This window comes from Chryseobacterium ginsenosidimutans (assembly GCF_024807225.1).
Taxonomy (GTDB): Bacteria; Bacteroidota; Bacteroidia; order Flavobacteriales; family Weeksellaceae; genus Chryseobacterium; species Chryseobacterium ginsenosidimutans.
The window spans coordinates 3509475-3523847 of sequence record NZ_JANUCO010000001.1 but is presented as its reverse complement, the minus strand read 5'-3'; the positions used below and the strand labels follow the sequence as shown (position 1 = coordinate 3523847).

The 14373-nt window shown below is 34.4% G+C and carries 11 protein-coding genes; 6 read left to right on the top strand and 5 right to left on the bottom strand.

From position 1 onward, the window contains the following. Nucleotides 1-158: 158 nt before the first annotated feature. The 5 genes from J3D55_RS16505 to J3D55_RS16485 all read right to left on the bottom strand — a co-directional run bounded on the left by J3D55_RS16505 (nt 159) and on the right by J3D55_RS16485 (nt 7675). On the bottom strand, nt 159-794 hold the full coding sequence (locus J3D55_RS16505) for a hypothetical protein (RefSeq protein ID WP_259132587.1): 636 nt from the start codon (nt 792-794) through the stop codon (nt 159-161). Nucleotides 795-837: 43 nt separating this feature from the next. Continuing rightward, nucleotides 838-1290, bottom strand: a complete 453-nt coding sequence (locus J3D55_RS16500) for a hypothetical protein (protein ID WP_259132586.1) — start codon at nt 1288-1290, stop codon at nt 838-840. Between the two features lie 5 nt (nt 1291-1295). Continuing rightward, the gene (locus J3D55_RS16495; RefSeq protein WP_259132585.1) at nt 1296-5516 is read right to left on the bottom strand and encodes a phage tail protein; all 4221 of its coding nucleotides are present in this window, start codon (nt 5514-5516) and stop codon (nt 1296-1298) included. 284 nt (nt 5517-5800) lie between these two features. Then, complete coding sequence (locus J3D55_RS16490) at nt 5801-7315, bottom strand: contractile injection system tape measure protein (protein ID WP_259132584.1); 1515 nt, start codon at nt 7313-7315, stop codon at nt 5801-5803. 45 nt (nt 7316-7360) lie between these two features. Then, the gene (locus tag J3D55_RS16485; protein WP_259132583.1) at nt 7361-7675 is read right to left on the bottom strand and encodes a hypothetical protein; all 315 of its coding nucleotides are present in this window, start codon (nt 7673-7675) and stop codon (nt 7361-7363) included. Nucleotides 7676-7958: 283 nt separating this feature from the next. Between J3D55_RS16485 and J3D55_RS16480 the strand changes: the two genes are divergently transcribed. From J3D55_RS16480 to J3D55_RS16455, 6 genes are all read left to right on the top strand, one after another. Continuing rightward, nucleotides 7959-8159 (top strand): hypothetical protein, encoded by a 201-nt coding sequence (locus tag J3D55_RS16480; RefSeq protein WP_259132582.1) that lies wholly within the window; start codon nt 7959-7961, stop codon nt 8157-8159. Between the two features lie 358 nt (nt 8160-8517). Beyond that, nucleotides 8518-9102 (top strand): contractile injection system cap protein, encoded by a 585-nt coding sequence (locus tag J3D55_RS16475; protein ID WP_259132581.1) that lies wholly within the window; start codon nt 8518-8520, stop codon nt 9100-9102. A gap of 53 nt (nt 9103-9155) precedes the next feature. Then, on the top strand, nt 9156-10901 hold the full coding sequence (locus J3D55_RS16470; RefSeq protein ID WP_259132580.1) for a contractile injection system sheath protein: 1746 nt from the start codon (nt 9156-9158) through the stop codon (nt 10899-10901). Nucleotides 10902-10979: 78 nt separating this feature from the next. Continuing rightward, on the top strand, nt 10980-12545 hold the full coding sequence (locus J3D55_RS16465; protein ID WP_259132579.1) for a phage tail sheath C-terminal domain-containing protein: 1566 nt from the start codon (nt 10980-10982) through the stop codon (nt 12543-12545). A 38-nt stretch (nt 12546-12583) separates the two neighbouring features. Continuing rightward, a complete protein-coding gene (locus tag J3D55_RS16460) occupies nt 12584-13015 on the top strand; it encodes a phage tail protein (RefSeq protein WP_054509740.1) in 432 nt (143 codons plus the stop codon). 25 nt (nt 13016-13040) lie between these two features. After that, nucleotides 13041-14372 carry a phage tail sheath family protein gene (locus J3D55_RS16455; protein WP_259132578.1) on the top strand — a complete coding sequence of 444 codons (1332 nt, stop codon included), beginning with the start codon at nt 13041-13043 and terminating at the stop codon, nt 14370-14372. Nucleotide 14373: the final 1 nt, after the last annotated feature.

The window sequence follows — 14373 nt, the reverse complement described above, 5'->3', positions numbered from 1 at the left end:
CACCAGTTGGTTGCTAAATTCTTTTAATATTTTATTTCTTTATATGTACCGTTTTTCCCCTTTTGTTTTCATTCCTTCATTTTTTATAACAAGAAAGCGGTTTTATTATCTAATAAAACCGCTTTCAATAAAATTATATCAAGTTGTATATAAGTCTATTAAATGCTTTTTTTTGCCTCTTCTATATTCTCTGCAATTCTATTATCCAGGCTTATTAAATCACTAAAAATATCTAAATATGTATGAAAAGTGCTTTTGTCATAATAAACAATTACCGGAAATAATTGACTGGCTTGGTAATATCTTTTATTGTTTAAAGCACTTTCTATTGCTTGTTCTATCTCTTTTAAAAGTGGTCTGCAATTCTTCTTCAAGAGAAAATTCTTTAGATTCGATTCAAAAAAATTATCACCGTATAGATTTAAAAATTGCTTAATGTAAGGATATAATTCCTGTTCGTTTTTCCCATTTAATGTTGCAATATATAATGCATTTGAAATGACATCATATACATTATCTTCGTTATAGATTCTGTGGGGTTCAAAGTTTTCTTTTTCGTCCCATTTTTCAGTAATGAAGCGATCAAGCTGTTCGAATCCTTCCGGGATAGACCACGCAAGTAAGATAAGCATTGCCTGATAAGCAATATATTGATCGTCATTATGAAGAAGCAATTTTAATTTTTCAACTCTGTCAGAATCTATTTTTTCAAGGAGCTGTACTTCGTTTAAATCGTGTCCTTCTTGTCCTTCTTCATGGTAGTGATAAAGGAGCTTATGTATTTCGTTATTCATTTGATTATTATTTTAAAATACTAATGTACTAGCAGTTGCTTCTTTAAATATTATTCTTGTTAAAATTAAACTCCGAAATCCAATTTTCATTTGTAACTAATGATTTATTTTTCAAAATATTTTTTAGATCATCTATATCAATTGTATAATCTGAAAATACACATTCACTTTTTGAAAAATCAGAATATGATTTGTAAATAAACTCACCTTCGTATGAATAACTGATTACAATTTCTTTAGCTCCAGTTTTTTCATCAACCTTAATTAGATTTTTACCGTTTGGTGTATTTTCCCAATAAAAATTTTCATTTAATTCAATATCAAAATTAATATTAACTGTGTAAGTAAATTTTCTTTTCTTGGTGTTGACAGAAAAAATAGAAAAGCAATACTTATAAATGTCTTTAATATTACTGCTGTCAAGAAATACTTTAAACTTTTCAATTTGAAAATTTTTAGCATCATTAATCAATTTGTCTATTTCGTTATTATCCATGTTATTTAGTTATTTTCATAGTATTTAAGCCATTTTGCTCTGTCAATTTCTGATCGAATTATTACATCATCTGTTGGTAAGCTACCAAAAATATAAGGTTCATCAACAGTATTTCCCCAAATGCCACTTCTTCTTTGATTCATCATATCCAAAAATGGCCTATCTGCCGGACCGGGATTAATACTAGCTCCAGGTGGGTGTGTATGCCCCGAAAACTTCCCATGTTTACCTGCTAAAAGATCATCTAAAAATTGCTGATTAGGAACTCTTATTTCATTGTCCTTACCTCTCATAATTAATCTTCTTGATTTTAAAGTAAACATATTAAATTCATCGCCTGTTACATTTGTTAATTTTAACAAATCTTTCATAGAAACGCTTTTCTTTGGTAAAAATATATAATCTCCAGATTGCGGTAATTTCTCCAAAATGGATAACTGTCTTTTCGCTAAAGAATTTATTGATTTTAATGTAAAATCTCTAGGCTTTTTCGAATTAGATGTATTAATAATGTTATTTTCATCTTTAACCAAAGCCTGTCCATTAATACCTTCTACACCTTTTCCTATGTTTTTTTCAATTTCAGGTAAAGCATCTTCAAATATATCACTTTTAGTAGATTTCACTTTAAAATAATCAGAAGGAATTTCACCTTTAATTAAAATTTCCTTATCTCTAATACTGTTATTAAGATCTCTTACCGCATCATCCACTCTTTTCTGATTTTTAGGCGTTGGATTTTCTTCAAATCTTTTCATCGCCTGATCTATTTTGGTTTGTAATTCTGCCTGTACTTTTTCAGGTCTTAAGACCTCTACTTCACTTATTTTACCCGCAACAATATCAGCTTCTAATCTTTTGATATCGACTTCAATCACATTGTCTCCGTAGGTTTTACCTATACCGGGACCCTCATCGGAGAATGAGGTGTAAGGACTTTTGCTTTTCATAGGTTCGCTTCCTCTTACGTGATCAGAGATCGTAGCATTTCCATTTTTATCTGCAGGAATTAAATTTCCTTCTTCATTAATATGAGATTTTATTCTTCCTTCTTTTGAACCCTCAGGAGAATAAGGTCTATTATCTTGTCTGAATATGCTTTCTTCATATGTATTTTCCTGCGTTTGAATTGGTTTTACTTCTCCTTCTGGAATACTAGATTTTTCTTTATCCTTCATCCATTCAGGGCGATAATCTTTATATCCCTTCTCTGTAATTTTTGCTTTCCATTTACTATATGCCTTTCCTAATTTAGTATTTTTAACTTTCGCTTTAAACTTCACTATTTTAGGCGAGAACTTAGGTTTTAATGCTTTAACGATATTGGTCGCCAAATATCCTAAGGCAATAAATACCCCAATAATAGCCAATGCAAACCCACTATTGGCAATACGTTGGTAAGCATATTGCAAACGATCATGATTGGTTTCCACATCATTACTTTCGTAATTGATAATTGAATTGTCATCTTTCGATTGTTCGCCACCTTGCTCACTTTCATTACTTTCTCTTTTTTTCTTGATAGCCTCTCCTTCAATACCGTCATCATCAATAGTAAGGATGTCATAAATAGATTTTAATATAATACTGCTTTCTGTTGCTAACATTGATATTAATAAACCTTCGCCTACTGCTGTTGCAAATTCTAATCCTGCCATTACGCCCGGTATTGCTCCAACTCCTCCAAAAAATGCTCCTACAATACCACCAATTAAAACACTTCCAATAGTAATCCAACCCGAAAATGTACCAACTACGGTATTTAAAGTCTGCATCCAAGCCAATCCACCATCAACAGCTTTACTAAAATTATTATTAGAGATATTGTTCCATATTTCTGGGATAAGTGTCCATAATTTAGGCGCTTCTGTACGAACCGGACCTCCTTCTGCAAAAGGCCAAACCAAATACCAGATCATCTTCTTCATTTCGCCCCACCAATTACCTGCCATATAAGCTAAAATAGGTTGTAGATGAGTCCAAACTCCTGTAATATGTTTTGCAAATGAAACTCCTGACTGAGCAAAGAATTTTTTGAATTGACTGTTCGCTTCTCCAGGAATTTTTTCTATAAATGGAGCTATAAAACCAATAACATAATTTTCTAAAATCTTAGGATTATTCCAGATCTCTTGAATTCCGGTTATTAATTTTTTGAAAAGATTGTATTGCTTTTCTATATCAAGGATAAACTCAAGCATTTTAATGATTCCTACAACAATAGTATCAACTGCATCAAGAACGAAATTATATACAGCTTGTAATGCTCCCAGTAATGTATCCACTGCATCCGCCAAGAAATCAATCACAGCAACGACAGCTTTTTTGAAAACTTCAAAGGTTTGGTTTACCAATTTTTCGGCAGCGGCTACATATTTGTCTATTTTGGCTTTCAGTCGATCCCTTATTCCTGGGAATGCAGCCAGAGCAATGTCTAAGAAGCCTTTTAACAATGAAGCAAATCCTTTGATAAAGTTTACAATTGCTTTTCTTGCTAGTTCTAATGCTGCTAAAACTAACTTTTTGGCAGCATCAAAAATGGCTTTAACCGCTTCTCTGAGCTTGGTGAAAATATAATTAAGCGCATCTTTAAGAGCGTTAATAAATGCCGAAGCTTTATCCGCCAACCAGCCAAAGAAACCTTTGCTTTCATTTTTCTTTTCTGCTTTTTTCTGTTGTGCTTCTTTATCTGCAGCTTCTTTTTTCTTGCGCGCTTCTTCGTTGGCTTTGTTAATATGACCTTGAGCCGTAGTTTCGCCTTTGCTTTTTTCGGTTTTGATATTGCCAAGTGTTGTTTTTGCGTGATCGCCTGATTTTTTTGCAAAGTCAGATTCCGTTTTATTGAGCGCATTTTGCCATTCAACTCTCGATTGGTTTACGTCTGTTTGAGCGTCTTTTACCGATTTTAATTGATTTTTGTGAGATTTGTCTTTTTCAGTTCCTATCTGGGTCTCGGCTGTTGTTTCTTGTTCCGAGACTTTTTGATTATGCTCTAATTCGGCTGTTTGGTATTTCTCGTTTTCGACACTTATTTTTGATTGAATAGTAGATCCAAATTGAGCATTGATACTGGCTTCATCAATACCTTCTAATTTCAGAGCCTCAATAGGTTGCTTTTTAACAGCTTTTGAAGTTAATTTACGTGAAGATTTAAGTGTTTCATCGTTTGGCTTTTTGATGATACTGTTTTCACCATAATCTTTATGAATATCTTTTGCCGCCTGATTTTTTTTGATACTCATATCCTGAACAGCATCATTTTGTTCGATTGATAAATGTTCTGTATCAGCTTCTCCATTAAGGTCTAACTGTGCTTTTTGTTGCATAGTTGTCGGAATTGCAGAAGTATTCAGATTAATGGCATTGAACTGATTTTGAGCTTGTTTTTCAAAAAATCCGTTTTTAGCACCGGTTGAATTAAAAGAATAGTTTACTTTTTTCAAAGGCTCCTTTTCCGGGAAAAGAATTTCTTTTGGCTTTGCTTTTTGAGCTGTAGATTTTACTGTCTTTTTACTTGATTTAGCTACAGTTTTACCTGTATTTACTTTGCTTTTTGCCTTAGATCCGGAAAAAGCACTCCCTATTTTTGCATTCACTTTTGGAAGTTTGCCTGTTGCTTTTTCAGCTTGATTATTTAAAAGTGCTGTACTGTTATTTTGAACAGCATTAAAATTACCAACCAATTGGGTAGCCGGAGAATTAGATAAATCAGCCAAAGAAGTATCAGTATTGCCTTTACTCGCTGCTTTTGGTTTTGTTTTCTCTTTCGGCTTTGTGTCTTGATTTGTTTTATTTTCTTGATAAGCTACGGCTTGTTCTTGTGCTGTTTTTGGGAGATAATTTCCAGATTTAAGATTTTGATAATCATTTACTTGATCAACATTTAAAGTCGTCATATAACCTTTCTCAACCTCTTTGGTATCGGGATGATTGATGTCGCCGGTTTGCGCCAGACTTTCTTGAAGTTTCCCATACATTATTTCCGAACCTTGATCATAAATGGTAGTCGAACCATGAACGGCCGGAATGCTACCATTTAAATTCAGCTGGTTGTTGACGGGATTTGTCGATCCCGTTTTAACAGAAGAGTCTTCAGGTTTTTGTGTTTGCGTACCGACCACTTCTACCTCGGATAGAGGGATGACCATTGGTTCTTTCTGCCTTTGCTTTTTCTTTTGGCTTTGGTGGGCTTTATTGTCTTTTTCTACAGGAGTTGCTGTTTTCATTGACGTGGTGTTTTTAATTACATATTATTTTAAAAGGTGTATAAAGCACAAACAATACTGTCGTGCTTTATGTAAGACCTGTTCGATCTGAAAAATCAAACCTTGTGTGGTGAAATTTTTTTAAGAATTTGAATAACCAGAGGTGGTTTTCAACGATGATGAGAAATCAGAAGCGATGAGCCACTTCAGGTTTTCAAGTTCAAAATTCACCCTTTTTCGGGAGAATTATCTGTTTTTTAAGCGATAGATTCTGTAGTTACAGCAAAAAGTTTTTCAATCAACCATTACCAGTTTATAAATATGAATTTTTCCTTCCATGGCAGTTTCACAAGACCAATTCCCCAACCAAGCTTATCTAATAAAATGTCTTGAGCTTTTCGTTCTACGGTAAGAGTATAATCGTGGTCGGTGACAACCAATTTCCCCGAACGTTGAAAAAACTCGTTCTGCAATAATGCGGCAGACGATTTTTTCATCGGATTCCAGTTGTGCAGAACACTTTCTATTACATTTTTGGCTTGCGTTTTGTGCTTACGAGAAAGTTTAATATGCCTGTTAACGGTTTGATTCATCGGAATATTACATAAGAACTTTTCAAAAACCATATCGTATTCAGGAGCGTTTGTTTTTCCGGTAGCGATATAATGTAATAAATGGGCACATAATTCAGGATCAGTAAGTTGCTGGGTTTTTGTGTCCAGAAGATCGCAATGTTCAAAAAAAGTTTTAATGAACGGATGTATCAAAATAAGTCCCGCATTTTGAACATATTGTCCATCGTTTTGATTTAAATCTTTGTCATTCCTACTTAATCCCTCTTGAACTTCTGTATTCTTTTTATGAATTTTTTCTGTTGAAACTTCTGCGTTTTCAGGGTTATCTTTTGCATTTTCAGACTTATCTTTTGCGTTTTCAAAGGTGTCTTCTGAATTGTTTTTGATTATTTCAAGAACTTCATTTTCTTTAATAAAAGAGAATATCTCAACGACTGTTTTCAAATTCTGCTGGTTGTTTTTTGACTGTAAAAAACCCGCTGAAACCGATTCTATCTTTACTATTTGCTGTAAAAGATATTCCCGAAGATGATTACTATTTGATGTTTTCAAATACTCAGATAATGCGCTTAAAACCAAACGCCAGACGATTTGTCTTTCGGTGTGGCTTAGTTTTGATATACGATGTATTATATCGACCTCCAAGTTGATTTTTAAGTCTTTATTTTTTAAAACCGTCAGACATAATTGTGAAATCTGCTCGTTTGAAAGTTGATTAATTATTCGTTCCTGAACATTTGGTTTCGACAAAATAGGGATGATACTTTTTTGGAAGTTGTCAGACAAAATCAGAGTCTCAAATACTGTTGGTTTTAAAAATGAAACACCTTTTTTGTCCGAATTCCACCAAGGCATAGATCCTTTTTCTAAAAAATAGATAAAAGTCTGGATCATTTTTTCTTGATTTTCAATCAAATATGCTTTAGAATCGCTTTCTGTTTCTTGATCTGCAATTTCAACAGGTTTCGTAATTTCTGACAGTTCTTCTTTAAAAAGTTGAGCAATTTTGTCTTTTAATTCAGCATTTAATGAGCTGCTTTTTACATCCAGAGTCAGTTCTAAACGTGGGATTTGAAGAGTATGATCAGCCAATTTATATTCTAAAGCATTGATTTGCTTTTCTATTTCCGGAAAAACATCGATAGACAAAAAGCTATTAATATCATCTTTTATATAAAATGCTTTTTCTTTGTTGTTTACTGTAATTTCTACAAATACTTTCTGAATGATATGATCCTGCTTCACCTTAAATAGATTTTAATGATACAATACTAGAATTGTTAAATTATTTTATTTGAATTCACCGCCCCAAAAACCTGCAGGACAAAGGCTTAGCTTTGATCTCTGTTTCGCGCTCAATCTGCATCCGCAACCTCTGATGAACCCGTCTTTTGGAGAATCTACAACTTCCAGTGTTTCAGGATTAAGCCATTTCATAGCGTTGCAATTGTTGCCGTTTTTTAAAGGACATGCATTACAAATCTGTTCTCTGAGGGAGAAAATAAGTTCTTCGTTTTGATCTGCCATGCCCATTTTTGAGCGTAATTCGTTAAAATGACCGCCAATGATTTCATTGCGCTTGCCAAAGATTTTTTTAATATTCATGTGATTAAAGTTTTAAATTATTGGGGTCAAAATTAGAAGATGAAAATCCATTTTGCGAATTATCAGGCGTGTCTATTCAGTCTTTGCAGTAAAAGGCAAAATCATTTCCTGAGGATGCGGGTTTACAATTTTTAGAAATTGTTTGGCTCAAAAAGGGGAGGTTTCTAATCAGAAAAACAATGAACTTATTTAATTTTTTTTGAAGCTTTATCCCGCTTTCCGCACTCGCTATTTTTTTTGATTTCGGCGCGGCGGCAAAGCCACCGCGCCAAAATCAAAAAAAATGAGCTCAAACAAAGCTACAATCGGGGCTATGGCTGCAGTCAATAATTTCAAAGTCCAGAATAACTACAAAATTTACTATTCTGAAAAGATTAAACATAAATCTTTCTATTACTATTTTCTACAACAGCCGAATCCTTGTCAAGGTTTAAACCTTGACAAGGATGAGTTTATCGACCATATATTTAAAATCGATAAATAAAAATTTAAACAAATGCGAAAAATATTGATTTCAAAAACGAATTCAAAATCACAAAAATTGTAATTAATTAACCGTCAATTTTATCTTAAAACAAAATAATTTTTAATGATAAAACCACACCCTATTTTTACGTATACATTTCACGGAATTTTGATTAATGTAATTTTTATTTAAACTTTTATTTTTGTTTTATATTTTAAATACCTGATTTTTAGATTTTTATAATGGTTGTTTTTTCATCATTTATTGAAAAACAAAAATTCTATTTACTGCAAAGACAGGTTTGAGGCCTCAAAATATTTGTCTTTTGATTGGGTATGATTGTATGTTTGCATCATAATAATTAAGAACAGAAATTATGATCGATAATGTATTAACAATCTTAAAAGATAAGCTGAATGATTCAGTAAAAGGTTTAAAGGACCATGATGGCGAAATCGCTGTTGTTGATGATATAGCAAAACATGACGACGACACTGCAGGTCTTGGCAATAAGGTAGTAATTACTTTGCTAAGCGTTGAGGAAGAATCTACAATGAAAAACAGCTCATGGTACAATAAGACAAAAATAAGCGATACACCACTCCAATATGACATGAAAAAGGAGAATCCGCCGGCTTACTTGAATCTATATGTAATGATCGCTGCCAACAGAACAAGATATTCCAACGCTTTAATAAATATTTCAAAAGTGATTGAAATATTTCAGACAAACAATGTATTGGGATATACTGATTCTACAACACCAGCAAACAGTTTCAATTTCAGAATCGAATTGCACACCATTCCTTTTGAACAGCTAAGCTATATCTGGGGATTATTAGGCGGCAAGGTAATGCCTTCTGCATTATATAAAATCAGTGTAATAAAAATTGCGGCTACAGACCCAATCAATGTTGAATTAATTGATGAAGTTAATATAAAAAGCATTAAAGTCAATTAATTATAAAAAAACAAAAATAAAAACTAATAACCTTTAACTTAAATTTTTAAAACATGCCAAATCCAACAACGCCCGGCGTTTCAGTTGAAGAAATTACAAAACTTCCCTATTCAATTACATTAGTAGATACGGCTATGCCTGTATTCATCGGGTACACTGAGCTAATACCCGAAGGCTATAATATTAATGATAATAATAATGAAAAGCTTACAATCAGCTCTCTTTTGGAATATGAAGATAAGTTTGGATATGCTAAAAAAGAAAGTATCCAGCTAAAAGATACAAAAGATAAAGGAGTAACCCTTGTAGAGCCGGATGTACAATTTTTAATGTACTATTCTCTTCAGCTGTATTTTGCAAATGGGGGCGGCTCATGCTACATTATTTCTGTAGGAACTTATAATTCTGCTCCTGCAGGACCACAGCTATCTTCACTGAAAAACGGACTGGATAAGATGGAAACCCTAAAAGCGATTAAAGATCCGATTCTTATTGTTTTCCCCGATGCAGTATCGCTAACTCAAGTAGATTTTTACAATCTTTATAATGAGACAATAGGAAAAATAGAGACTAAAAATAGATTTGCCATCTTAGACACCTATTACGGAAATTCTACAAGCTCATCAGAAAATCTTAATACCATTGGGCATTTTAGAGCTAAAGTAAACTCAACTAACCACGCTGCAGCTTATTTTCCTCATTTAAAAACCATTTTGAATTATACTTTTGATGAAAATGAAACAGCTATAATACATACCGGTTTACAACAAGCAGGACAAGATAGTGCGACTTTTTATGCAGATGAGATTGCTGCTTTAGATGAATTAAAAAGCTTAGCAAGTGATGAAATCTCAAGTGGGTCTGCCAATGCTTTTGTACTTGCCGATTTATTAGGTCAGGCGATTTCAATTGCAGAAGAAATTAATGAAACAGCTGATGTAAAAACAGCTTTAACAGATGCAATTGATGAAGCAAAAATTGTATTAGATGCTATACATGACGGAACCATAGACAATTTTATTATCCCTGATGATTTAGACGAAAGTGCACCTATTTTTAGTGGAGAATTTGATGACTTAATAAATGCAATTCTCGCAGTAAAAGACGAAAAAGGAAATGCAAACGGGATAACTCTTAAAAATTTAGAATCATCCAATTCTTTATTATACAATGAAATAAAGGAAGCGATAAGATCTTTAAAAGTGGTATTGCCACCATCATCAGCAATGGCTGGAGTATATGGTAGAGTAGACAGTACAAGAGGAGTGTGGAAAGCTCCGGCAAATGTAAGTCTTAAGTATGTAATCGATCCGACAGAAAAAGTTTCCGAACAGGAACAGTCAGTTTTAAACATCCATGATACCGGAAAATCAATCAATGCTATTCGAACTTTTACAGGAAAAGGTACGTTGGTTTGGGGCGCAAGAACCCTTGATGGGAAAGACAAAAAAGAGGACGATACAGATAATGAATGGAAGTATGTGCATGCACGTCGCTATTATGATATGATTGAAGAATCCATCAGCCAAGCTCTCGGAAAATTTATCAACGAGCCCAATATATCTTACACATGGTTACGCGCAAAAACAATGATAGAAAATTTTCTAAACCAACAATGGATGGATGGCGCATTGGCGGGTAATACTACGAAAGAAGCGTATGAAGTAAAAGTTTACGGAAGCAAAGACCCTATTACTGAAAATATTACCGATACGATGATTGTAGAAATTAAGATAGCATTAGTGCGCCCTGCAGAGTTTATTGTATTAAACTTTTCACACAAATTACAACAATCATAAAAACACAATCAATCATGATTGAACATTCGAAGGGTTTACTTCGAGGAATAATTAATATTAATTTAAAATTTTTAAAAAATGAATTACAAAACCCCTGGAGTCTATGTGGAGGAGCAGGAAACATTTCCACCTTCCGTAGCGCAAGTTGAAACAGCTATTCCCGCATTTATCGGGTACACAGCAGAAGGACTAAAAAACAAACCGACGAGAATCTCTTCAATGTTGGAGTACGAAGCTCTTTTTGGAAAAGCAAACCCGGAAGTTTTTGCTGTAGCTTTCAAAGATGGTGTTGCAACTGCAACGCAACCTAAAGTAAGTGATTACAAAATGTATTATGCTATGCAAATGTATTTTGCAAATGGCGGAGGTGCTTGTTATATTGTTTCAGTAGGAGATTATAGCGGTCAGGTGACTGTAGGAAATTCTACAACAGCAGGAACTTTATTATACGGTCTGGAATTGTTAAAGAAAGAAGACGAGCCTACCCTTATCGTTTTCCCTGATCTTCAAGGTTTAGTAGCTACTTCTGCTGATGTAGCAGCAGCACAAACTGCCAAAGATCTTGCTCAATACGCTAAAGACCTTGCAAATACAGCAGTTGACAATGCAGAGGAAGCAGTTGAAGACGCAACTACACCCGAAGAATTAGCCGAAGCTAACCAAGTTTTAGCAGATGCACAATCAGATGCTGCAACAGCTAATGCAATTTTTGCGGTTGTTGACGCTAACTTAACAAAGATTACTGCTGCAAATGTTGATGATGCTATTACAAATGCTTATAAGCTGTACAACAAAGCTTTAGATCAGGCAGAATTATTAAAAGACAGATTCGTTATTATGGATGTTCTTGGAGATGATGTTGCTTTTAGAAATAAAGTGCTTTCTACAGGCTTAAAATACGGAGCTGCTTATCATCCGAAATTAAAAACAGTATTGAGTTATGATTTTAACGATGCTGCTGTTTTAGTGACCGGTGCATCTGGAGTCACAACTTTAGCAGGATTGAAATCAACAAACTCTGACTTCTATAACCTGGCTAAAAAAGCAATCGAGTCTAAAAAAGTAGTAATGGCTCCATCATCAGCAATGGCAGGAGTTTACGCTAAAGTAGACAGTACTTCCGGAGTATGGAAATCACCGGCAAACTTAGGATTAAACTTCGTAGAAGCACCTACAGTAAAGATTTCTGACAGAGAGCAAGATGCGCTTAACGTAGATGCAACCTCAGGAAAATCAATCAACGCAATCAGAACTTTTACAGGAAAAGGAACATTGGTTTGGGGCGCAAGAACACTGGACGGGAACAGCAATGAGTGGAGATATGTCTCTGTACGTCGTTTCTTCAACATGGTAGAAGAATCTGTAAAAAAAGCGACTGAACGTTTCGTTTTTGAAGCCAATACTGCCAATACTTGGATCCGTGTACAAACGATGATCGAGAATTTCCTTAATCAACAATGGCAAGACGGTGCATTGGCTGGAAGTAAACCTGAAGAAGCTTATTACGTAAGCGTTGGTTTGAACAAAACGATGTCTGCACAGGATATTTTGGAAGGAAGAATGATTATTGAAGTAGGAATGGCTGCGGTACGTCCTGCTGAATTTATTGTGTTGCGTTTTTCACACAAATTACAAGAATCATAAAATCAATTAAACTAAATAACAAATAAATATAAATAATTATGAGTACATATCCATTAGTAAAGTTTGCCTTTGAAGTAGATTGGGGCGGGAAGAAAATCGGTTTTCAGGAAGTAAGCGGATTGAATGTTGAAGCAGGTCTTATTGAGTACAGACACGGCGCAAGTCCAGACTTTAGCAAAATTAAAATGCCGGGCTTGAAAGTTTTCAATAACATTACTTTAAAGAGAGGAACTTTCAAAAGTGATAATGAATTCTTTGCATGGTTTCAAACGATTCAATTGAATACAGTGGAAAGAAGATCGATTACGATTTCTCTTTTAGACGAAAACGGAGAACCTGCAGTTACCTGGAAAGTGAAAAATGCATTCCCTCTAAAATTACAGTCAACAGACTTGAAAGCTGAAGGTAATGAGGTGGCTATTGAAACTTTAGAATTGGCGCACGAAGGATTAACTATTGAAAATAACTAATTATTAACATTAAATTTTAAAAAAAATGAATTACAAAACACCTGGAGTCTACGTAGAGGAAATTGCAAAATTCCCACCATCTGTAGCACAAGTAGAAACGGCTATTCCTGCTTTTATCGGATATACAGCACAAGGGCCAAAAAATGAACCGACAAGAATCTCTTCTATGTTGGAGTACGAAACGATTTTCGGAAAAGCAAAAAATGAAGCTTTTACTTTTACTATAGTTCCGGCGACTACAACTCCAACAGTTAAGCCTAGAGCTGTTACTGCGACTTTGTCACCTAGTCCTTTCAAAATGTATTATGCTATGCAAATGTATTTTGCCAATGGCGGCGGACCATGTTATATCGTTTCTGTAGGAGACGCTGTAGGTTATCCGACTGCAGTAGATTTTGATGAGTTGAAAGACGGTCTTGATACTTTAGAAAAAGAAGACGAGCCTACTCTTATTGTTTTCCCTGATGCGGAAGCTTTAGGAAATGAAGCTTATGATTTGTACGGACAGGCTTTACAGCATGCAGAGCTTATGAAAGACAGATTTGTCATTATGGATGTTGTAGGAAACGATGGTGAAGCAGTTGATGATTTTAGAGATAATTTAGATAGTGGCGAAAACTTAAAATACGGTGCTGCTTATTATCCAAAATTAGAAACAATTTTAAGTTACAACTATGATCCAGCTATTACTGTTGGAGCTCAAACTTTAGAATATTGGAAAACTAATGATTCTGAATTGTACAACCTGGCTAAAGCAGCAATTGAGTCTAAAAAAGTAGTAATGACTCCATCATCAGCAATGGCAGGAGTTTATGCTAAAGTAGACAGTACTTCCGGAGTATTTAAAGCACCAGCTAACATTGGATTAAGCTATGTAGTAGCACCAATGGTGAAAATTTCTCATGAAGATCAAGAAAATCTTAACGTAGATGCAACTGCTGGAAAATCAATCAATGCAATCAGAACTTTTACAGGAAAAGGAACATTGGTTTGGGGCGCAAGAACACTGGACGGGAACAGCAATGAGTGGAGATATGTCTCTGTACGTCGTTTCTTCAACATGGTGGAAGAATCTGTGAAGAAAGCGACTGAACGTTTCGTATTCGAAGCCAATACTGCTAATACTTGGATCCGTGTACAAACAATGATCGAAAATTTCCTTAATCAACAATGGCAAGACGGTGCATTGGCTGGAAGCAAGCCTGAAGAAGCTTATTATGTAAGCGTTGGTTTGAACAAAACAATGTCTGCTCAGGATATTTTGGAAGGAAGAATGATTATTGAAGTAGGAATGGCTGCGGTACGTCCTGCTGAATTTATTGTGTTGCGTTTTTCACACAAATTACAAGAATCATAAA

Coding starts and splice junctions, on each gene's coding strand:
- J3D55_RS16505 (WP_259132587.1), bottom strand. CDS start 794: ATGAATAACGAAATACATAAGCTCCTTTATCACTACCATGAAGAAGGA.
- J3D55_RS16500 (WP_259132586.1), bottom strand. CDS start 1,290: ATGGATAATAACGAAATAGACAAATTGATTAATGATGCTAAAAATTTT.
- J3D55_RS16495 (WP_259132585.1), bottom strand. CDS start 5,516: ATGAAAACAGCAACTCCTGTAGAAAAAGACAATAAAGCCCACCAAAGC.
- J3D55_RS16485 (WP_259132583.1), bottom strand. CDS start 7,675: ATGAATATTAAAAAAATCTTTGGCAAGCGCAATGAAATCATTGGCGGT.
- J3D55_RS16480 (WP_259132582.1), top strand. CDS start 7,959: ATGAGCTCAAACAAAGCTACAATCGGGGCTATGGCTGCAGTCAATAAT.
- J3D55_RS16475 (WP_259132581.1), top strand. CDS start 8,518: ATGATCGATAATGTATTAACAATCTTAAAAGATAAGCTGAATGATTCA.
- J3D55_RS16470 (WP_259132580.1), top strand. CDS start 9,156: ATGCCAAATCCAACAACGCCCGGCGTTTCAGTTGAAGAAATTACAAAA.
- J3D55_RS16465 (WP_259132579.1), top strand. CDS start 10,980: ATGAATTACAAAACCCCTGGAGTCTATGTGGAGGAGCAGGAAACATTT.
- J3D55_RS16460 (WP_054509740.1), top strand. CDS start 12,584: ATGAGTACATATCCATTAGTAAAGTTTGCCTTTGAAGTAGATTGGGGC.
- J3D55_RS16455 (WP_259132578.1), top strand. CDS start 13,041: ATGAATTACAAAACACCTGGAGTCTACGTAGAGGAAATTGCAAAATTC.